Below are 20,618 nucleotides of genomic sequence, written 5' to 3' on the forward strand. Positions count from 1 at the left end.
CATTCTCAACGGTAGACGGTCAGCGCCAAGGCGCCGAACAGGCAAACGAACAGGCTCAGGCGCAACAACGCCGGGTGCCAGAAAAAACGGTACAGGTCGAACCCGGCCAGGAAGCGATCCAACGCCCAGGCGAGCGCGGCTGCGATCAAGAACATCAGGGTCATGGTCGGCATGTAGACGCCGTGGAACGCGATTTCACGAGGCATGCAGGGCTCCTTGCGTGGCGCCTTTGAGGGCCGCCAAGGGGGATTGCGGGTCCAAAAGCGAGGTGCGGATAAAGTGCAGGTAACTCTTCACCCGGCGCAGCGCCGAGGTGTCGAAGTGCGGGGCGAAGGGCTCGTCGGTGGCCTGCACACGGCTGATCGCATGGTCGACGGCAATCAGGCCACGCTCCAGGTTGCTCGCGCTGGGTTGCAGGAACAGCCGCACCAGCGAGCGGCCCATCACCCGGATCGCCTGGCGCCAGGGCTGGGATTCGGCGTACGCCGGGTGCACCGGCAAAATCGCCTGCTCCTTGCGCAGCTCGATGATCGCGTGGCCGACTTCCAGCACCACGAACATCCAGCGCAGCAAATCGCGTTGCACCTGCGGCTGGCCGACCGCAAGGCCGTAGGCCTGGTGCAACAGGTCGCGGGTACGGCTTTCGAAACTCGAAGCCAGGCCCTTGAGCTTGCCGCTGATCGCATACACCACTTGCTCACGCAGGTCCTGCTCCAGCCGGCGCCATAGCCAGCGGCTGTTGGGCGGCAGGATGATCGCCCCCGCCGCGGCGCACACCAGCATGCCGATGACCATGGCGATGTAGTCGTTGATAAAGGTATAGGGGTTGTAGACCGTGAGGTTATCCGGCACCGAGCCGGTGCTGAAAAAGATCAGCAGGCCGACCCCGATACCCGCGTATTGCGGGCGCGAGGCGAGAAACGCGCCGAAGATGATCACCGGGGCGAGCATCACGCACAGCAGCGGGAAGCCGTCGATCCAGGGAAACACGAAGAACATTTCGACGAAGCCCACCAGCGCGCCGATCAACGTGCCGCAAGCCATCTGGAAGGCCATGCGCTTGGGGTTGGGTGTGGCGGCCGACAGGCCCACGGTGGCGGCGGCGATCAGGGTCATGGTGGCGCCGCTGGGCCAGGCGGTCGCCACCCAATAGCTGCCGAGCACGATCAGGATGAACGACGCGCGAATCCCCGAGGCGGCGCAGGCCAGCCAGTTGGTTTTCGGGATAAAGGTTTCGTCCCATTGCTCGCGGGCATGGCTGTGGTCTGCCAGGGAAGCGTGGGTTTGCGCGTAGTTGTGCAGGTCATCGACGAAGCGGTAAAGCAGTTCGTAAGCGGTGTGGAAATCCAGCTGTTCGGCTTCGCTGGGGTTTTGCTCCTGGAAGCTCGCACGCAGGCTACGAACCTTGGCGGGCAGGCCGTCCTTGTAGGCGCTCAGCTGATTGACCAGGCGCGCCGCATCTGGGCTGGTGAGCGCACGACCGGAAAAGCCATCAAGCACTTCGGCAAGGTCTTGCAGGCCGGGTTTGATTGCCGCGACCACATGGTCCGCGTCATCCGTGCGCAACCGCTCCAGCAATTGGTGCAAGGCGTTGAAGCGCGTGGTGATGCTCATGAACTCGCTGTTGAGGCGACTGAGCCGGCCATTGCGTCGACGCATGTGCGGGTCTTCAAACACGGTGACACTGCGCAACCCTTCCAGGCCCACCGCTTCGGCGATAAAGCGCACGTTGCTGGCCTCGAACCCCTCACGCTGGCTGCGCCCGCGCAGGCCATCGGTGACGAACAGCGCGAACACGCCAAAGCGCTGGTACAAGGCGTTGCGCATCGCGGCGCTGCTGGTCTGCGGCAGGATCGCAGCACTGACCAACGTGGAACACAGGATCCCCAGGGAAATCTCCAGTACCCGCCACACCGCCGCCATAAAGGCACCGTCGGGATGGGCCAGGGCCGGCAGGCCGACCATCGCCGCGGTGTAGCCGGCCAGTACAAAGCCATAGGCACGGAAGTTACGGTTGCGCGTCGCGCCAGCGGTGCAAATGCCCACCCAGATCGCCAAAGCCCCCAGGAACAGCTCGGTGTTCTGCGCGAACAAGGCGATCAACAGCACCATCACCGCCGACCCCGCCAGGGTGCCGAGGAAACGATAGAAGCTCTTGGCAAACACTTGGCCACTCTGTGGCTGCATCACGATAAAGACGGTGATCATCGCGGTGCGCGGTTGCGGCAGCTCCAGGCGCATGGCTAACCACAATGTCAGGAACGCGGCGACCAGGACCTTGAAGATGTACACCCAGGTCACGCCATCGCTGCGTGCCCAGTCGAAAAAACCACGGCGCCACTCAAGGGAATGCAGCCAGCGCAGCGGTACAGGCAAGGGAGTCATCAAAGTCTACTCAGTGATCGAACACGGCCAGCGCCGCCGGGGTCTTGCGCGGGAGGGTCTTGGCGTCTTGCGGCACATCGTCGCCGGCGCCGAGGCCGCCGCCCAGGGCCGTCACCAATTCAGCATGGGCACTCAGGCGCGCGGCCTGGACCTGTTGCTCGATCTGCTGCTGATGGAACAGCAACGTCTGCGCATTCAGCACATTGAGGTAGTCGGTGAGGCCACGCTGGTAGGCGATCATCGCGATATCGTAGGTTTTCTGCGCCGACGCCACCGATTGCGCGGCAAAGGCGGATTGCTTAGCCATGGATTCGCGACGGATCAATTGGTCGCTGATGCCCTTGAGGGCATTGACCAGGGTCTGGTTGTACTTGGCGACAGCGATGTCATAACCGGCGCTGGCTTCGCCCAGTTCTGCACGCAAGCGACCGCCGTCGAAGATCGGCAAGGTGATCGCAGGCCCCACGGTGTAGTTGAGTTTCTTGCCCGCCAGGAACTCCAGCACGCCGCCACCGGTGGCCATGTAGCCGAGGCTGCCGACCAAATCGACATTGGGATAGAACCCGGCGTGGGCCACATCGATGCCCCGGGCCTGGGCCGCGACTTGCCAGCGACTGGCGACCACGTCAGGGCGTTGCCCGAGCAATTGCGCCGGCAGCCTCGACGGCAGTTTCAAGGGTGCGGCGAGGGATAACGTCGGACGCTGCAATGTCGCCCCCTCCCCCGGCCCTTTGCCCGCCAATGCCGCCAACTGGTTACGGGTCAGGGCGATTTCTTCATCCAGGGCGTCCAGTTGGCGATGGGTTTCGGGCAAGGGGGTTTCGGCCTGGCTGACATCGAAGTGGGTGCCGATCCCGGCGTCCAGGCGCTTATTGGCCAGGTCGAGAATCTGCTGTTGCTGGGCCAATGTGGCCGCGACGATGTCGCGGTTGGCGTAATGCAACGACAGCTGGATATAGGCGCGTACCACGTTGTTCTGCAATTCGAGCTGGGCCTGGCGCCCTTCGGCGGCGCTCATGTGGGCAAGGTCTACGGCACGCTCGGTGGCGTTGCTGTCGCGGCCCCACAGGTCGAGGGCATAGCTCAGGCCCAGGGACGCAGCGTTGTCCCAGGTGTTGGCGCCGCTCAGCTCGCCGGGGCCATAAAACTGATCCTTGGGCCAATTGTGGCGCTTGAGGGTGGTGTCGCTATTGATCTGCAACGCCTCCGCCGACTCGGCGATCCCGGCCATGGCCCGTGCTTCACGCACCCGCGCGGCGGCCATGGACATGCTCGGGCTGTGTTGGGTGGCGAGGTCGACCCAACGGTTGAGTTGGGGATCGCCGTAGGCCTGCCACCATTGCGCGGTGGGCCAGTGAGCATCCTGGGCGGCGCTCTGGATCGCTTCGTCGGTGGCCAGGTTACTGGCGTTGAGGGACTGGCCTTGGGGGGCGATTCCTCCGGTTCCGATGCAGCCGCTGATTGCTAACGATAAGGCCCAAACACTGAGAGTCTTCAGCTCTCTGCTGATGCGACGCGGCACTGCTGCGAATTCCTGAGGTGGTATAGCGGGGAGAGGTGGCGCAATTCTAGGGGGCGGCATGGGGAACGATAAGCGGGCATTCCTGTGAATCTTTGTTACCGTTCAGGCGATAATCCGGGTCGGCGCCAAGGATGTTGGGCTATTTATACCGGCGCAGGGGTATTCCCCCTACAGCCCGGTGCGATGCCGGCGAGCAGAATAACGAGCATTCCACCCTCTGGAGTGCCCGAATGTTTTCAGTCCTCAACGCACGCCCTTTCGAGGCGTCCATACCCGCGCCTGCACAAGAGACCGCTGACGTTCTGCGCAGGCAGCTACACCTCTCGCCAGCCCCCCTGCAACCCGGCATGCGCCCCCTGGAACGTGATGTGTGCTGGATCGCAGACCGAGTCCTGGAAAAGCTGATCCCGCTTGCGGGCTATCATCGCGATCAAGCGTCGATAGAGGCGCTTCACCACAAGCTGTCCAGCCCAGAGCCGAGCCTTGAGGTGTCGGTAGAGGCGCTACCGGATTTTTACGCGTTTTTCAAAAAGGCCGAACACCTGCTTCGCCGGCACCGCACCTCCCGGGACCCGGGCATCGAAGCCGACTATGTACTGTGTCGCGCCCTCAAATGGCAGTTTCGGGCAGCCGTCAGCGCTGGCAAACATCTGCGCCTGACGCAAAAGCTATTGCCGGCACTCGCCTATGTCCGCAACGGCGGCGAACGCAGCAACCACCGTCATATCGGCTACAGCTTTGCATTGGAGCCAACGCTGCAGACGCGTGCCGGGCCGCAGCTGGCAGCCGACTCGCGCCTGGAGGTCGGCGCCGACCAGCGCATCAGAAGCACGCGCGCCATCAGCCTGCAGGCCCAGTTGAAGTCATCGATCGAAGCGCAGTTCCAGACCCGCAGCCAACTCGGTATCGGCTATGTTTCGTCTTGCGAATACACCAACCTGGAGCAGTACGCCGATGCCCGCAGCCATTCCGTTCGCACCTCTCTCAGCGAGAGCATCCGTCGCACGGTGAAGAACCTGCCCAGTTTGTTGCGTGATAGCCATCACCTGCAGAAACACCTGGCTTACTCAGCGCTGAGCCAACCCTATGTCAGGGCTGCGCTGGCCGGCGCGGGCCTGACCGATGTCGAGCTGCCCAGCGTAAGAAACACTTCCCAACCGGTGATCACCGAACGCGGTTTCACGTTGACGGCCCATAACAAGGCGACGGTGAATGTCTTCAGTGCCCTGCAGGTCAACACCACGATAAAGCCAACCCTGCAACGCACTCACCGCCACATCACCCTGGACATCCTGGGCCTGTATGAAACAGCGCCTGAGTTGGCACTCCGCCGCCTGGCCTCGCACACGCACTACAACGACAACCCTTTGGCGCTGTTGGCCGACATGAAAAACCACATAGGCGCCACCAGCACACAATTCACCCAGCAGGTCTGCACACCGGTGCCCGCCTCCGAGCTGAACGCCACCCGCCGCGCCAGCAACAAACAGGCCCAGTCATTGCTGGAGCGCTATGTGCTGCTCAAGGCACAATCGCGCATCGACAGGCCGCTGGATACTGAACTGCACACGCTGATCCAGCGCAACCGTGCACAGCTGCGCCCCGATGCGCTGAAAGTCTACAAGTTGACCGCCACGGCCCAGGTGCAGAGTTTCTCTGCCGGGGTAACGGCCTCGTCGCAGGCCGGGGCAGGCAAAGGGGTGGCGATTGAAGTCAGCCACCGCAAGCTCGATGACCCGCACCTGAGCGGTGATTACCTGACAATCGATATTGCCCCTTTAAAATCCCGGCAAGTCGTCAAGAAAATGCTGCACCAAGCACTTCGCGCCATTGGCGAGCAGGCATTCGACTGGGAACACCTGGTCCGCTCGATCAGCGAATCGCTGCTTGATCCCGCCAGACCCTCGTCCACCCAAGTGCTGGTGAAGATCAAGCACGGCCAACCGGTGGTGCTCTATACCCGTCATACGGTGGACAAAAACCGCGACCTGGTGCTGCCGGAACAGGTCGAGCAGTTCAGCGGCATCGAGGCGCAGTCGTTGCGCACCCGGCAAACCTTGCGCAAGGAACGCCTAGGCAGCGACTCGCTGGATCATCTGTTGCCAATCGCCCGCCGCTACCTGGAAAACCCCGATGAGCAGCCGGGCTGGGACGATTACGTAGACCGGCACGCCGATGACGTTCATGCATTGCTCGACACCCTGGGCCGGCAGGCCCACGGTACGTCGCTGACCGCCGAGATTGACGCGCTCAAACGCATCAGCCCGGTACTCACCCGGGCCGCCGAAGCGCTGATACAGCACGCCCACGCCGCCCTCGACGCGCCTACCGGTGAAAACCGCGCCCTCGCACGGGCGGCTTTGCATCACTTGCTCCGGGAATATATGCCGCACTATAGGGCGAACGTCAGTGCGGCTTGGACCTTGTCCTGACCTTTCGCCACTTATGTCGGGGGGGTACAGCGCCCAGCGGATACACACCTGCGCGCAACTTCATGTCACAATTTGGCATCTCCCTTGAGAACACTCCATGGACACTTTGCAAAACATGCGCGCCTTCAGTTGCGTGGCCGAAGCCGGCAGCTTCACCGCCGCCGCCGTGCAACTGGATACCACCACAGCCAATGTGTCGCGCGCGGTCTCCAACCTTGAGGCCCATCTGCAAACCCGCTTGCTCAACCGCACTACCCGGCGCATTGCCCTGACCGAGGCCGGTAAACGCTACCTACTGCGCTGCGAACAGATCCTGGCCTACGTCGAGGAAGCCGAGGCCGAAGCCAGCGACGCCCATGCACGCCCTGCCGGGCAGTTGAAAGTGCACACCATGACCGGCATCGGCCAGCACTTCGTCATCGACGCCATTGCGCGCTATCGCCGTACCCACCCGGACGTCACCTTCGACCTGACCCTGGCCAACCGCGTGCCAGACCTGCTCGACGAAGGCTATGACGTGTCCATCGTGCTGGCCAGCGAGCTGCCTGACTCCGGCTTCGTGTCCCAGCGCCTGGGCATCACCTACAGCATCGCCTGTGCCTCACCGGAGTACGTCAAGGCCAAGGGCTGCGCCCATCGCCCCGATGACCTGCTCAACCACGCCTGCCTGCGCCTGGTCAGCCCGGTGATCCAGCTCGACAAGTGGACCTTCAACGGCCCCGAAGGCCAGGAAAGCGTGGCAATCAACACCTCGCCCTTTCTGGTGAACTCGGCCGATGCGATGAAAACCGCGATCACCAGCGGCATGGGCATCGGCCTGCTGCCGGTGTACGCGGCGATCGAGGGCCTGCGCAACGGCACCCTGGTGAGGGTGATGCCCAACTACCGCTCCCAGGAATTGAACCTGTACGCCATCTACCCGTCGCGCCAATACCTGGATGCGAAGATCAAGACCTGGGTGGAATACCTGCGCGGCTCGCTGCCAGAGATTCTGGCGGCACACCAGGCGGAACTGGTGGCGTATGAATTGAGTGGCAGCCTCAGCGGTGCGCGACTGGCGAACTGATTCAATCTGGCAACACCGGCCCAATGGGGACGCTGCCCAGTTTAGGTATGCCGTCTCCTGACAACCGGGGCCAGGAATGTTAGCGTGCTTGGCATTCTTCCGTAGTCGATGAGCCCGCCTGCAATGAAAAAGACTGTCCTCGCTTTCAGCCGTGTCACCCCGGAAATGATCGAACGCCTGCAGCAGGACTTCGAGGTGATCGCGCCCAACCCCAAGCTGGGGGATATCAACGCTCAATTCAATGAAGCCCTGCCCCACGCCCATGGTCTGATCGGCGTGGGTCGCAAGCTGGGCCGCGAGCAGTTGCAAGGGGCGAACCAGCTGGAAGTGGTGTCCAGCGTCTCGGTGGGCTACGACAACTATGACGTACCGTACTTCAACGAGCGCGGGATCATGCTCACCAACACCCCCGACGTGCTCACCGAAAGCACTGCCGACCTGGCCTTCGCCCTGCTGATGAGCAGTGCCCGCCGCGTGGCCGAATTGGACGCCTGGACCAAGGCCGGCCAGTGGAAAGCCAGCGTCGGCGCGTCGTTGTTTGGCTGCGATGTGCATGGCAAGACGCTGGGTATCGTCGGCATGGGCAATATCGGCGCGGCCGTGGCCCGGCGTGGGCGGCTGGGTTTCAACATGCCGATCCTGTACAGCGGCAACAGCCGCAAGCCGGCGCTGGAACAGGAACTGGGTGCGCAGTTTCGCAGCCTGGACGAGCTGCTCGCCGAGGCGGATTTCGTCTGCCTGGTGGTGCCGTTGAGCGACAAGACCCGTCACTTGATCAGCACCCGCGAGCTGGGGCTGATGAAGCCCAGCGCGATCCTGATCAACATTTCACGCGGCCCGGTGGTGGACGAGCCGGCGCTGATCGAAGCCCTGCAAAGCCAGCGTATCCGCGGTGCCGGGCTGGATGTGTATGAGCGCGAGCCCCTGGCCGAGTCGCCGCTGTTCCAACTGAGCAATGCCGTGACGCTGCCGCATATCGGCTCGGCCACCCATGAAACCCGCGAAGCCATGGCCAACCGTGCCCTCGACAACCTGCGCAGCGCCCTGCTGGGCCAGCGCCCGCAGGACCTGGTGAACCCGCAGGTGTGGAAGGGCTGACCCCTAGCGCATTTAAGCTGGATGGCCTGCTATCGCATCACCCCGGTGCAAATCAGTGACCGAGGTGCGCGCATCGCAGGCAAGCCAGCGCCCCCCCCCATCCCGACACAAAATCCGGTTAAAGCCTGGCTCCCCCAAGTCGATAACTCTCTATAGATCATCATTCCTGATCCACAGAAGGTTTTTATGTCCACCACCAAAGCCCGCGCAGACTCCCTCTCGCTTCTGCTCTTTACCTTGCGCAGCGGCAAGCTGATGGCGATCAACCTGCTGAAAGTCAGCGAAATCATCCCTTGCCCGCCGTTGACCAAGCTGCCGGAGTCCCACCCGCACGTCAAAGGCATCGCCACCCTGCGCGGTAACTCGCTGGCCGTGATCGACCTGAGCCGCGCACTCGGCGAAATGCCCCTGCAGGATCCGGACGGAGGCTGCCTGATCGTCACCGACGTAAGCCGTTCCAAGCAGGGGTTGCATGTGCAGGCGGTGAGCAAGATTGTGCATTGCCTGACCACCGACATCCGCCCGCCGCCCTATGGCTCCGGGGGGAACCGCGCGTTCATCACCGGGGTTACCCAGGTGGAAGGCGGCCTGGTGCAAGTGCTGGATATCGAAAAAGTCATCCATGGCATCGCGCCGGCACCGATCGAAGTGGCACCGACTGACCTGACCATGGAAGAGGCCGAGGTGCTCGGCCACGCACGTATCCTGGTAGTGGACGACAGCCAGGTGGCGCTCCAGCAATCCGTGCACACCCTGCGCAACCTCGGCCTCACCTGCCACACCGCCCGCAGCGCCAAGGAGGCCATCGACGTGCTGCTGGAGCTGCAAGGCACCGCCGAGCAGATCAACGTGGTGGTGTCGGACATCGAGATGTCGGAAATGGACGGCTACGCCCTCACCCGCACCTTGCGCGAAACCCCGGACTTCCAGCACCTCTACGTGTTGCTGCACACCTCCCTGGACAGCGCGATGAACAGCGAGAAAGCCCGCCTGGCCGGCGCCAACGCGGTGTTGACCAAGTTTTCCTCGCCCGAGTTGACCAAGTGCCTGGTCGTGGCAGCGCAGACCGTGGCACAACAGGGGCAGTAACGGGTGGCAGAGTATTTCCAACTGTTGCGCCGTGACCTCACCACCGCCCTACCGGCGCCGCAGTGGCCGGCGGGCACGCAGTTGGATCATTACCGCGCCGACCTCGCCCCGGCGATTCATGCGGTGTTGCGCCTGACCCAGGACCAGGGCGGCGGCCGCGTTCCCAACCTGGAAACCTGGCAGCACCAGTTCACCACCGATGCCGAGTTCGACCCCACGCTCTGCCTGGTGGCGAGCAACGACGAAGGCATCCTCGCCGTGGCGCAGTGCTGGACCAGCGCGTTTATCAAGAACCTCTCGGTTCACCCATGTGCCCAGGGCCAAGGCTTGGGCCGCGCGTTGTTGCTGCACAGCTTCCAGACGTTCAAGCAGCGCGGAGAACCCTATGTGGACCTCAAGGTGCGCGAGAGCAACCTGCGTGCCCGCCAGCTGTATGAAAGCGCGGGAATGAGATTTGTCCTGCGCGATGCAGTGCCTGAGGACTGACAGGCACTGGCGTATAACTTGCTTCCAGAGATCCAAAACGGTGAACAGAGGTAAAAACCCGTCACTGTTCCTGCGTGCCCTCTGACCTAGCCTGGTGACAGATCCGCCATGAATACTCAGTTTTCCTGCGTTGGTTGCGGCAAATGCTGCACGGACCACCACGTGCCCCTGACCCTCGACGAGGCCCGCATGTGGGCGGCCGATGGCGGCCATGTCATCGTTCTGGTGGAGGGCTTCCTGGGCAATGGCCTGGGCCTGCCCCAGCAGCAACGCGAACATGCCGAGCGCCGTTCGGTGATCGTGCCCAGCGGCACCACCGAGGCGTTTGTGGCAATCACCTTTGCCGCCTATAACGCCGGGCGCTGCCGGAATCTTGACGAAGACAACCTGTGTCGCATCTATGAGCGTCGCCCGCTGGTGTGTCGCATCTACCCGATGGAGATCAACCCGCATATCCCACTGAACCCAGCCGCCAAGGATTGCCCACCGGAATCCTGGCAACAGGGGCCGGCGCTGATCGTGGGTGGCGAGTTGATGGACCTGGAACTGGCCGAGTTGATCCGCCGCTCGCGCCAGGCAGACCGCGACGATGTGCAGACCAAGGAGGCGGTATGCGCCCTGCTGGGTATTCGCACCACGGCGCTCAAGGGCGATGGGTTTACCGCCTACCTGCCGGACATGGGCGCGTTTGCCACCGCAATTGAATTGGCCGTGGATCGGCCGCCCGTGGCCAATGAGTGGGTGTTCCATGTCTCCGGCATGGACATCGCCGAGCAAGTGCTGGATGCCGGGGCGCAGATTGCAACTGAGGTGCCGGCCAACTACGCATTTATTTCGTTGCGCGCTGCTTGATCTGCGTCGCCCCTGGCGCCTCGCTCACCTGTCTGTAGCGGGTCAATAGCTGGCCAGGCACTCGGTTTCAATCCGCGCGTTCGCGAACTGTGTGCTCGCTGCAAAGGTAGTGCGGGCAGGGAAACGACGCCAAGAACGCGCCACACGGTTTAACAAGTACACGTGGGCCCTCACGACTGGGCTTTTGACTTCGTAGGCAATACCTCAACGCCCTCAGTCGAACGGTTGCTGGCGTCGACGCCAAGCCCACCGGTGAGGCGAACACGGGTCCAGCGCCTGTTTTGCGCAATAACCGGCCTTCAAGGGACATCCAGGCGATAGGGCGCCAGGATCCGCTGGTATTCACCGTTGTGCACCAGTTCTTCGCGGGCACGGTTAAGCTCCGCACGCAGTGTTGTGTCGGTGTTGCGCAGCGCGATCGCCACACCGTCGCCCAGCAATTCGGCGGAGACGGCGGGGCCCAGGAAGTCGAAATCCTGGCCAGCAGCGGTGTCGAGCAGGGCGTCGCGGATTTCCACCGTGCCCTGCAGCGTCGCATCGATATCGCCTGCCACCAGGCTACGAACCAGTTCGTCGTTGAGCCAGAAGCTCTTGATGATCACGCCTTTGCGCGCCCATTGCGACCGCGCGAAGGCCTCGCGATTACTGCCGAGCAATACACCGACTCGCTTGCCCTTGAGCAACCTTGGCGTCGGTAACAGACCAGAAGTTCGCCGCGCGACGAGGCGCGTGGTGAAGGGGTAGAGGTTATCGGTGAAGCTCACCCAACGCCGCCGTAGGGGCGTGGGGGCAATGCCCATGATTGCATCGAATCGCCGGGACTCAAGGCCTTCGAAGCTTTCGACCAGCACCTGATCCACCCAGGTGCAGCGCGCATTCAATTGCTGGCAGAGCGCGTTGCCCAGCTCGATGTTCAGGCCGACCAACTGCCCTTGCGGGTTGCGGCTCTGAAAGGGAGGGAATTGAGCGGCAACAGCGAAGCGGATTTCGCGTCGCGGTTGATCAGTGCCGGCTACGGCATCCACCGCGAATAACAGGGCAAGCGCTACACAGAGGTGTATCAGGGGCACAGGAAACGTCCTTTTCCGGAAAGAGCGCCCTCCGCTGCACCCCGGTAAAAAATCGGGGCAGAGCGGAAGCTGTGCAAGCTTTCAAGAAACGGTCGCGGGCCTACAAGCAGAAAGATCAACGGAGGCTGTAGGCAACATCCGCAAATATTACAGCGGATTAATCCTAACGTTTACCCATGGAACGGCGAGTGCCCGGCGGCGCCATGCCTGGGCTCTTGGTGTGGCCATTCTTGGCGCCGTTCTTGTACCAGGGCTGGGCGGTATTCTTGGCCCCCGCCAGTTCACCCGGCTTGAAGGGAAACTTGAACGCCGGGATCTCGGCTTTTTCAACGCCTTCGGCGCTGGCCGGATCGACGAGGTCGGCCGCGTCAACAGGGGGTTGTGTCGGGGAAGTCATGGAAGCTCCGGAGCGTGCAAAGAATGACGCGGGGCCGGCTTGCGGGCCACGCTGGGGCGCAGTATACCTGCCCGCCTCGGATCTTTAACCACCACCTGTACGAATGGTCGGCCTTTACTGACAGCGCTGTCAGTTAGCAGTCACCGTGCTGACCGGGTTGGCAGGCTATAAAGGCCTCACACACTTCCAATTCTTTGCCCTGGCGCCTCACCCATGCAAATTCAACGAAAAACCGCCCTGATCGTGGGTGTCCTCGTGGTGTTGGCTGTTGCAGCCTGGGCACTGACCCGCCCAGCCAAGACCAAGCTGGCGGCGCCCACGGCGATACCGGTGCGGGTGGTCAGCGTGGTACAGCAGGATATTCCGCGCTTTGTCAGCGGGATTGGCTCGGTACTGTCGCTGCACAGTGTGGTGATTCGCCCTCAAGTGGACGGCATCCTGACCAAATTGCTGGTCAAGGAAGGCCAATTGGTCAAGGTCGGCGACCTGCTGGCCACCATCGATGACCGCTCGATCCGCGCCAGCCTTGACCAGGCCAAGGCCCAGCTCGGCGAAAGCCAGGCGCAGTTGCAGGTGGCGCTGGTCAACCTCAAGCGCTACAAGGAATTGAGCGTCGACGACGGCGTGTCCAAACAGACCTATGACCAGCAACAAGCCCTGGTCAACCAGCTCAAGGCCACGGCCCAAGGCAACCAGGCGGCGATCGACTCGGCTCAGGTACAACTTTCCTACACCCAAATACGTTCACCGGTCAGCGGCCGCGTGGGTATTCGCACCGTGGACGAAGGCAACTTCCTGCGCACCAGCGACACCCAGGGCCTGTTCTCCGTGACACAGATCGACCCGATTGCCGTCGAGTTCTCCCTGCCGCAGCAGATGCTGCCGACCCTGCAAGGCCTGATCGCGGCGCCCACCAAGGCCAGCGTCGATGCCTACATGGGTGCCGACACTGACGGCCAGACCGGTGATTTGCTGGGCGAAGGCCACCTGAGCCTCATCGACAACCAGATCAGTTCCACCACCGGCACCCTGCGTGCCAAGGCCGAATTCAACAACGCCTCGCAGCGCCTGTGGCCAGGGCAACTGGTGACCATCAAGATCCAGACCGCCCTCGACACAAATGCCCTGGTGGTACCGCCGACAGTGGTGCAACGCGGCCTGGATTCGCACTTTGTGTATCGGGTCAAGGGTGACAAGGTCGATGTGGTACCGGTGCAGGTCACGTACCAGGACAGCGACGTGAACATCATCAAGGGCGTGCAGGCCGGGGATGTGCTGGTCAGTGATGGCCAGTCTCGGCTCAAGGCCGGTGCCCAGGTGGAGGTGCTCAAGGAGCCGCCGCAGGTGATCCAGACCGTCGATGCCAAGGTGCAGCCATGAGTGGCATTCGTTCGCCGTCGGCCTGGTGCGTCGACCACCCCGTCGCCACGCTGCTACTGACCTTCGCACTGGTGCTGCTCGGGCTCATCGCATTCCCACGCCTGGCCATCGCCCCACTGCCAGAAGCGGAATTCCCGACGATCCAGGTCACTGCCACCCTGCCCGGGGCCAGCCCGGACACCATGGCTTCATCCGTGGCCACGCCGTTGGAAGTGCAATTCAGCGCCATCCCCGGCATGACCCAGATGACCTCCAGCAGCGCCCTCGGCTCCAGCCTGCTGACCCTGCAATTCACCCTGACCAAGAGCATCGACACGGCCGCGCAAGAAGTGCAGGCGGCGATCAACACCGCGTCCGGCAAACTGCCCAGTGACATGCCCAGCCTGCCGACCTGGAAGAAGGTCAACCCGGCGGACAGCCCGGTGCTGATCCTCAGCGTCAGTTCCAACAGCATGCCCAGCACTGAGCTGAGCGACTACGTGGAAACCCTGCTGGCGCGGCAGATCAGCCAGATCGACGGCGTGGGCCAGATCAATATCACCGGCCAGCAGCGCCCGGCGATTCGGGTACAAGCCTCCCCGGACAAACTCGCCGCCATCGGCCTGACCCTGGCCGATATCCGCCTGGCCATCCAGCAATCGAGCCTCAACCTGGCCAAGGGCGCGATCTACGGCGAGAACAGCGTGTCGACCCTGTCGACCAACGACCAGTTGTTCCACCCGGATGAGTACGCCCAGTTGATCGTGTCCTACAAGGACGGTGCACCGGTTCAACTGCGTGATATTGCCAAAGTCATCAACGGGTCGGAAAACGCCTACGTACAGGCCTGGTCCGGCGACACGCCAGGGGTCAACCTGGTGATCTCGCGCCAGCCCGGCGCGAATATCGTCGAGACCGTGGACCGCATCCAATCCGAGCTGCCGCGCCTGCAAGCCATGCTGCCGGCGTCAGTGCAGGTCAGCGTGTTGACTGACCGTACCAAGACCATCCGTGCGTCGCTGCATGAAGTCGAGGTGACGCTGCTGATCGCCATCCTGCTGGTGGTGGCGGTGATGGCGCTGTTCCTGCGGCAGTTGTCGGCCACGATGATTGTGTCCAGCGTGCTGGGGGTGTCGCTGGTCGCCAGCTTTGCGTTGATGTACCTGATGGGCTTCAGCTTGAACAACCTCACACTGGTGGCGATCGTGATCGCCGTGGGGTTTGTGGTGGACGATGCCATCGTGGTGGTGGAGAACATTCACCGCCACCTGGAGGCAGGCCTCGACAAGCGCGAAGCAGCAATCAAGGGGGCCAGCGAGATCGGCTTTACCGTGGTGTCCATCAGCTTCTCGCTGGTGGCGGCCTTTATTCCGCTGCTGTTCATGGGCGGCGTGGTCGGGCGGCTGTTCAAGGAGTTTGCGCTGACGGCGACCTCGACCATCCTGATCTCGGTGGTGGTCTCGCTGACATTGGCGCCTACCCTGGCCGCGCTGTTCATGCGCGCACCCACCCATCACGCCCACGACAAACCGGGCTTCAGCGAGCGACTGCTGGCCGGCTATGCGCGCAACTTGCGCCGCGCCCTGGCGCATCAACGCACGATGGCGGCGATCTTCGTGGTAACCCTCGCCCTGGCCGTGGTCGGCTATGTGTTTATCCCCAAGGGCTTCTTCCCGGTACAGGACACCGGCTTCGTGCTCGGCACCAGTGAAGCGGCGGCTGATGTGTCGTACCCGGACATGGTCGCCAAGCACAAGGCACTGGCCGAGATCGTCAAGGCCGACCCGGCGGTGCAGGCGTTTTCGCACTCGGTAGGCGTGACGGGCAGCAACCAGACCATCGCCAACGGCCGTTTCTGGATCGCCTTGAAAGACCGCGGCGACCGCGATGTGTCCGCCAGCCAGTTCATCGACCGCATCCGCCCTAAGCTGGCCAAGGTGCCGGGCATCGTGTTGTACCTGCGCGCAGGGCAAGACATCAACTTGAGCTCCGGCCCCAGCCGCGCACAATACCAGTACGTGCTCAAGAGCAATGACGGCCCGACGCTCAATACCTGGACCCAACGCCTGACCGAAAAACTGCGCGCCAACCCGGCATTCCGCGACCTGTCCAACGACCTGCAACTGGGCGGCAGCATCACCCATATCAGCATCGACCGCCAGGCCGCCGCGCGCTTTGGCCTGACCGCCACCGATGTCGACCAGGCGCTGTACGACGCCTTCGGCCAGCGCCAGATCAACGAGTTCCAGACTGAGATCAACCAGTACCAGGTGGTGCTGGAACTGGACACTCAGCAACGCGGCAAGGCCGAAAGCCTCAACTATTTCTACCTGCGCTCGCCGCTGACCAACGAGATGGTGCCACTGTCAGCGCTGGCCAAGGTTGACCCACCTAGCGTGGGGCCGCTTTCGATCAGCCATGACGGCATGTTCCCGGCCGCCAACCTGTCGTTCAACCTGGCGCCGGGCGTGGCCTTGGGCGATGCGGTGATCATGCTCAACCAGGCCAAGAATGAAATCGGCATGCCAACCACCATCATCGGCAATTTCCAGGGCGCAGCCCAAGCCTTCCAGAGCTCGCTCGCCAGTCAACCATGGCTGATCCTGGCGGCGCTGGTGGCGGTGTACATCATCCTCGGTGTGCTGTACGAGAGCTTCGTGCACCCGTTGACGATCATCTCCACCTTGCCCTCGGCGGGGTTGGGTGCACTGATCATGCTGTCGCTGATGGGCCAGGACTTTTCGATCATGGCGCTGATCGGCCTGGTGCTGCTGATCGGTATCGTGAAGAAAAACGGCATCCTGATGATCGACTTTGCCCTGGAGGCCCAGCGCGTCAGGGGCCTGTCGCCGGAGGACGCGATCTATGAAGCCTGTGTCACGCGGTTCCGGCCAATCATCATGACCACCCTCGCGGCCCTGCTCGGCGCGGTGCCGCTGATGCTCGGTGCCGGCCCCGGTGCGGAGATGCGCCAACCGCTGGGTATCGCGGTGGTCGGCGGCTTGCTGGTGAGCCAGGCGCTGACGCTGTTCACCACCCCCGTCATATACTTGTACCTTGAAAAGTTTTTCCACAAGCCCAAACCAACGCCTGCGTTGGCGACCACACATTGAGGCTGAGGCCCCGCCCTGGAGCAAAAGGCTGATGCGCGTCCTGATTATTGAAGACGAAGAAAAAACCGCGGATTACCTGCACCGCGGCCTGACGGAACAGGGCTACACCGTCGACGTCGCCCGCGAAGGCGTCGAGGGCTTGCACCTGGCGCTGGAAAACGACTACGCCGTGATCGTGCTCGACGTGATGCTGCCCGGCCTCGATGGCTTTGGTGTGTTGCGTGCATTGCGCGCACGCAAGCAGACGCCAGTGATCATGCTCACCGCCCGCGAGCGTGTGGAAGACCGCATTCGCGGCCTGCGCGAGGGCGCCGACGATTACCTGGGCAAACCGTTTTCCTTCCTGGAACTGGTGGCGCGCCTGCAAGCCCTGACACGGCGCAGCGGCGGCCACGAACCGGTGCAGGTGACGGTTGCCGACCTGTGGATCGACCTGATCAGCCGCAAGGCCAGCCGCAACGGCCTGCGCCTGGACCTGACCGCCAAGGAATTCTCGCTGCTCAGCGTATTGGCGCGGCGCCAGGGCGAGATCCTGTCCAAGACCGCGATTGCGGAAATGGTCTGGGACATCAATTTCGACAGCGACGCCAACGTGGTGGAAGTCGCGATCAAGCGCCTGCGTGCCAAACTCGACGGGCCGTTCGACACCAAGCTGCTGCACACCATCCGTGGCATGGGCTATGTGCTGGAGAGCCGAAGTGTCAGCTAACTCCATTGCCCTGCGCCTGAGCAGCCTGTTCACGCTGGTGGCGCTGCTGATCTTCCTGTTGATCGGCGGCGCGCTGTATCAGCAGGTGGACCGCAGCCTCGGCTTGTTGCCAGGCGCCGAGCTGGATGCGCGCTACAGCGTGCTGGAGTCGTCGGTGAACCGCTTCGGCACACCGGACCATTGGGTGAAGATTCAGGCCAAGCTCAAGTTGTTGGGCGAGGAAGACAAGCGCATCCGGTTCTGGGTCGTGAGCAGCGATCCCAACTACGAGTACGGCAACCCCGATGCGCAGATCCGTGCCTTCGCCGAAGGCCCGACGGGTAAGCGCGACCTGCGCCTGCCGGGGCGCGAATACCCGCTCAAGGTCCTGGTGAGCCAGTTCCCGGCCAAGGATCAACGCCCGCCCTTGCGTTTCATGATCGCCATCGACACCGAGAATTTCCGTGCCACCCAGCACCACCTGCTGGTAGCGCTGGTCGCCCTCTCGCTGGTGGGCGTGGTGCTGGCGTCGTTGCTGGGCTTCTGGGTCGCGCGCATCGGCCTCAAACCCCTGGGCAAACTCTCGGATGAGGCACAGAAACTCGCCCCACCCAAGCTCTCCGGGCGCCTGCAACTGTCACCGTTGCCGCCGGAGTTGAGCCAGTTCGTCAACTCATTCAATTCCACCCTCGACCGCGTGGAACAGGCTTACTCACGCCTTGAGTCGTTCAATGCCGACGTGGCCCACGAACTGCGCTCGCCACTGACCAACCTGATCGGCCAGACCCAGGTCGCGCTGACTCGCGGGCGCTCTGCCGAGCATTACTTCGAGGTGCTGCAATCCAACCTCGAGGAGCTGGAGCGCCTGCGCTCGATCATCAACGACATGCTGTTCCTGGCCAGCGCCGACCAGGGCAGCAAGGCCACCAAGCTGATCGAAAGCTCCCTGGCCGATGAAGTGGCGACCACCCTCGACTACCTGGACTTCATCCTCGAAGACGCCCAGGTCCAGGTGCAGGTCCGAGGCGATGCCCTGGTGCAGATCGAAAAGGCGCACCTGCGCCGAGCCCTGATTAACCTGCTGAGCAACGCGGTACAGCACACCGCGCCCGGGCAGGTGATCACCGTGAACATAGAGGTGCAGGAGCATCAGGTGGCGATCGGTGTGACCAATCCCGGCGACGCGATCGCCAGCGAACACCTGCCACGCTTGTTCGAGCGTTTTTACCGGGTAGATGCGTCGCGCAGCAACAGCGGCGCCAATCACGGCCTGGGCCTTGCCATCGTCAAGGCGATTGCGTTGATGCACGGCGGCGATGTGTTCGTGCGCAGCGAACAAGGCGGCAATACCTTCGGCATTACTCTGCCGGCCTGAACACCTCGGTCAACAGGTGGCCAAAGAAGCCCCCCGTCGCCCTGACTGTTGCGATTTGGGCAACAGTCATTATCTTGTTACACTCTGTATCGCACCGCTCGCCTGCGTTAATTTGACGCATCGATGAGCGCGACGGCAAAGGCAGCCTCCCGCTTACCCGAATTTCCCTCGACTTATTTCCAGGGCTCTACACTGGGAATCTGTCTTAAAGCCGCTGACTTCAGCGGCTTTTTTTTGCCGTAAAAAAGGCCAGGCACACACCCACGACATTGGCCGTTTCCGATTGACCAAAGGAGCTACACCGGTGAAGAACTCGCTGACGTTCACCCCGTTATTTCTCGCAATCGCAGCAACGATCACGCCCATTGCCCACGCGGCAGACACCCTACCTGCAGACGGTTTCGTCGAAGGCTCGCACCTCAACATCAACACCCGCAACTACTACATGAACCGCGACCGTCGTGACATCCACACCGATGACAGCAAGGAGTGGGGCCAGGGTTTCATCGGCACCTTCGAATCCGGCTATACCCAGGGCACCGTCGGCTTCGGCCTGGACGCTCACGCCATGCTCGGCCTTAAACTTGACGGCGGTGGCGGCACGGATGGTTCCAGCATCCTTCCGTACGGCAGCGGCAACGGCAAGGCCCCCGGTTCGTTCTCGACCGCAGGCGGCACCTTGAAAATGCGCGCATTCGACACCGAACTGAAAGCCGGCGACCTGTTCCTCAATAACCCGGTGATCGCCGGCGGCGCGACCCGCATGTTGCCGCAGACCTTCCGCGGCGTGAGCCTGACCAACCACAGCCTCGATGGCTGGATGTTCGAAGGTGGCCAGGCCAGTTTTACCAAGCTCTACAACCAGAGCGGCCACCGCCGCATCGGCACCAGCTATGGCGCCCTGCCCGCCAACGCAGACAGCCAGCACATGAACTGGGCAGGCGTGTCGTTCAGCGGTATCGACGGGCTGACCAGCAACCTCTACGCCTCCGAGCTCAAGGACGTGTGGCACCAGTACTACTACGACCTGGACTACACCTACGTGGTGAACGAGATGATCAGTCTCAACCCCGGCCTGCATTACTACCATACCCAGGACACCGGGCAGTCGCTGCTGGGGGATATCGACAACAACACCTACAGCCTGCACTTCACCGTGGACGTCGGCCATCACAGCGTGACCGCCGCGTACCAGCGGGTCAACGGCAACACGCCGTTCGACTACATCGCCCAGGGCGACAGCGTGTACCTGGACAACTCCCAGCAATACTCCGACTTCAACGGCCCCAATGAGCGTTCGTGGAAACTCAAGTACGCCTATAACTTCGGCGGCCTGGGCCTGCCCGGGCTGACCTCGGCCGTTTCGTACATCAGCGGCAAGACCGACCTGACCAAGGTCGACCCGCAAAGCCGTGGCTACAGTGCCTGGTACAGCGCCGATGGCAAGGACGCCAAGCATTGGGAACGGGACATCGACGTGAAATACGTGGTGCAGGGCGGCAAGGCCAAGGACCTGGCGGTGCGCCTGCAATGGGCGGTCAACCGCGGGAGCAACGGTTATGCCGCGGTAGACCGGGACGTGGATGAGTACCGGGTGATCGTCGACTATCCGATCAACGTGTTCTGACCCCACGCATCTTTCTTTTTAACCAGTGATTTAATTTTCATCGCGTAGAACTAAACTGC

16 protein-coding genes are annotated in these 20,618 nt (G+C 62.6%); 11 read left to right on the forward strand and 5 right to left on the reverse strand.

The genetic code is table 11. The features are described from left to right. Window positions 1–5: 5 nt before the first annotated feature. From CQ002_RS05390 to CQ002_RS05400, 3 genes are read right to left on the reverse strand one after another with little or no spacing between them, the layout of a single operon-like run. Complete coding sequence (locus tag CQ002_RS05390) at window positions 6–206, reverse strand: DUF1656 domain-containing protein (protein WP_034102272.1); 201 nt, start codon at window positions 204–206, stop codon at window positions 6–8. After that, window positions 196–2,385: an FUSC family protein gene (locus tag CQ002_RS05395; protein WP_105161674.1), complete on the reverse strand. Its 2,190-nt coding sequence runs from the start codon at window positions 2,383–2,385 to the stop codon at window positions 196–198. The genes CQ002_RS05390 and CQ002_RS05395 overlap by 11 nt, the downstream gene beginning before the upstream one ends. 10 nt (window positions 2,386–2,395) lie before the next feature. Next, complete coding sequence (locus CQ002_RS05400; RefSeq protein ID WP_105161673.1) at window positions 2,396–3,907, reverse strand: efflux transporter outer membrane subunit; 1,512 nt, start codon at window positions 3,905–3,907, stop codon at window positions 2,396–2,398. 230 nt (window positions 3,908–4,137) lie between these two features. On the opposite strand from CQ002_RS05400, the gene CQ002_RS05405 reads away from it, so the two are divergent. The 6 genes from CQ002_RS05405 (at window position 4,138) to CQ002_RS05430 (ending at window position 10,930) form a co-directional block, all read left to right on the forward strand. Next, window positions 4,138–6,339: a hypothetical protein gene (locus tag CQ002_RS05405; protein WP_146117453.1), complete on the forward strand. Its 2,202-nt coding sequence runs from the start codon at window positions 4,138–4,140 to the stop codon at window positions 6,337–6,339. Window positions 6,340–6,436: 97 nt separating this feature from the next. Next, window positions 6,437–7,405, forward strand: a complete 969-nt coding sequence (locus tag CQ002_RS05410) for a LysR family transcriptional regulator (protein WP_034102268.1) — start codon at window positions 6,437–6,439, stop codon at window positions 7,403–7,405. 123 nt (window positions 7,406–7,528) lie between these two features. Further along, window positions 7,529–8,503, forward strand: coding sequence for a D-glycerate dehydrogenase (locus CQ002_RS05415; RefSeq protein ID WP_034102267.1), 975 nt, complete (start codon window positions 7,529–7,531; stop codon window positions 8,501–8,503). Window positions 8,504–8,689: 186 nt separating this feature from the next. Next, window positions 8,690–9,592 (forward strand): chemotaxis protein CheV, encoded by a 903-nt coding sequence (locus CQ002_RS05420; protein ID WP_069021831.1) that lies wholly within the window; start codon window positions 8,690–8,692, stop codon window positions 9,590–9,592. Window positions 9,593–9,595: 3 nt separating this feature from the next. After that, entirely contained in the window at window positions 9,596–10,078 is a 483-nt protein-coding gene (locus CQ002_RS05425; protein ID WP_069021829.1) for an N-acetyltransferase, read from the forward strand. Between the two features lie 108 nt (window positions 10,079–10,186). After that, entirely contained in the window at window positions 10,187–10,930 is a 744-nt protein-coding gene (locus CQ002_RS05430; protein WP_105161671.1) for a YkgJ family cysteine cluster protein, read from the forward strand. Window positions 10,931–11,229: 299 nt separating this feature from the next. Here CQ002_RS05430 and CQ002_RS05435 read toward each other — a convergent pair whose 3' ends face one another. Both CQ002_RS05435 and CQ002_RS05440 read right to left on the reverse strand, forming a co-directional pair. Next, window positions 11,230–12,000 (reverse strand): transporter substrate-binding domain-containing protein, encoded by a 771-nt coding sequence (locus CQ002_RS05435; RefSeq protein WP_034102263.1) that lies wholly within the window; start codon window positions 11,998–12,000, stop codon window positions 11,230–11,232. A 163-nt stretch (window positions 12,001–12,163) separates the two neighbouring features. Then, on the reverse strand, window positions 12,164–12,397 hold the full coding sequence (locus CQ002_RS05440) for a hypothetical protein (RefSeq protein ID WP_034102262.1): 234 nt from the start codon (window positions 12,395–12,397) through the stop codon (window positions 12,164–12,166). A 213-nt stretch (window positions 12,398–12,610) separates the two neighbouring features. Here CQ002_RS05440 and CQ002_RS05445 point away from each other — a divergent pair, with 213 nt between their 5' ends. The 5 genes from CQ002_RS05445 (at window position 12,611) to CQ002_RS05465 (ending at window position 20,559) form a co-directional block, all read left to right on the forward strand. Beyond that, complete coding sequence (locus tag CQ002_RS05445; RefSeq protein WP_105161670.1) at window positions 12,611–13,777, forward strand: efflux RND transporter periplasmic adaptor subunit; 1,167 nt, start codon at window positions 12,611–12,613, stop codon at window positions 13,775–13,777. Continuing rightward, complete coding sequence (locus CQ002_RS05450) at window positions 13,774–16,869, forward strand: multidrug efflux RND transporter permease subunit (RefSeq protein ID WP_105161669.1); 3,096 nt, start codon at window positions 13,774–13,776, stop codon at window positions 16,867–16,869. Before CQ002_RS05445 ends, CQ002_RS05450 begins: the two co-directional genes overlap by 4 nt. Before the next feature lie 31 nt (window positions 16,870–16,900). Beyond that, window positions 16,901–17,578 (forward strand): heavy metal response regulator transcription factor, encoded by a 678-nt coding sequence (locus CQ002_RS05455; RefSeq protein ID WP_034102259.1) that lies wholly within the window; start codon window positions 16,901–16,903, stop codon window positions 17,576–17,578. Beyond that, window positions 17,568–18,932 (forward strand): heavy metal sensor histidine kinase, encoded by a 1,365-nt coding sequence (locus CQ002_RS05460; protein ID WP_069021821.1) that lies wholly within the window; start codon window positions 17,568–17,570, stop codon window positions 18,930–18,932. Before CQ002_RS05455 ends, CQ002_RS05460 begins: the two co-directional genes overlap by 11 nt. A 304-nt stretch (window positions 18,933–19,236) precedes the next feature. Further along, a complete protein-coding gene (locus CQ002_RS05465) occupies window positions 19,237–20,559 on the forward strand; it encodes an OprD family porin (RefSeq protein WP_105161668.1) in 1,323 nt (440 codons plus the stop codon). The last annotated feature ends 59 nt before the right edge of the window (window positions 20,560–20,618 follow it).

Origin of the sequence: Pseudomonas sp. MYb13 (assembly GCF_002980075.1) — a bacterium.
Taxonomy (GTDB): domain Bacteria; phylum Pseudomonadota; class Gammaproteobacteria; order Pseudomonadales; family Pseudomonadaceae; genus Aquipseudomonas; species Aquipseudomonas lurida.

What these genes read in the sequence shown, in the direction of transcription:
- CQ002_RS05390 (WP_034102272.1), bottom strand. Translation starts at nt 206, where the DNA reads ATGCCTCGTGAAATCGCGTTCCACGGCGTCTACATGCCGACCATGACC.
- CQ002_RS05395 (WP_105161674.1), bottom strand. Translation starts at nt 2,385, where the DNA reads ATGACTCCCTTGCCTGTACCGCTGCGCTGGCTGCATTCCCTTGAGTGG.
- CQ002_RS05445 (WP_105161670.1), top strand. Translation starts at nt 12,611, where the DNA reads ATGCAAATTCAACGAAAAACCGCCCTGATCGTGGGTGTCCTCGTGGTG.
- CQ002_RS05405 (WP_146117453.1), top strand. Translation starts at nt 4,138, where the DNA reads ATGTTTTCAGTCCTCAACGCACGCCCTTTCGAGGCGTCCATACCCGCG.
- CQ002_RS05430 (WP_105161671.1), top strand. Translation starts at nt 10,187, where the DNA reads ATGAATACTCAGTTTTCCTGCGTTGGTTGCGGCAAATGCTGCACGGAC.
- CQ002_RS05420 (WP_069021831.1), top strand. Translation starts at nt 8,690, where the DNA reads ATGTCCACCACCAAAGCCCGCGCAGACTCCCTCTCGCTTCTGCTCTTT.
- CQ002_RS05455 (WP_034102259.1), top strand. Translation starts at nt 16,901, where the DNA reads ATGCGCGTCCTGATTATTGAAGACGAAGAAAAAACCGCGGATTACCTG.
- CQ002_RS05450 (WP_105161669.1), top strand. Translation starts at nt 13,774, where the DNA reads ATGAGTGGCATTCGTTCGCCGTCGGCCTGGTGCGTCGACCACCCCGTC.
- CQ002_RS05415 (WP_034102267.1), top strand. Translation starts at nt 7,529, where the DNA reads ATGAAAAAGACTGTCCTCGCTTTCAGCCGTGTCACCCCGGAAATGATC.
- CQ002_RS05440 (WP_034102262.1), bottom strand. Translation starts at nt 12,397, where the DNA reads ATGACTTCCCCGACACAACCCCCTGTTGACGCGGCCGACCTCGTCGAT.
- CQ002_RS05410 (WP_034102268.1), top strand. Translation starts at nt 6,437, where the DNA reads ATGGACACTTTGCAAAACATGCGCGCCTTCAGTTGCGTGGCCGAAGCC.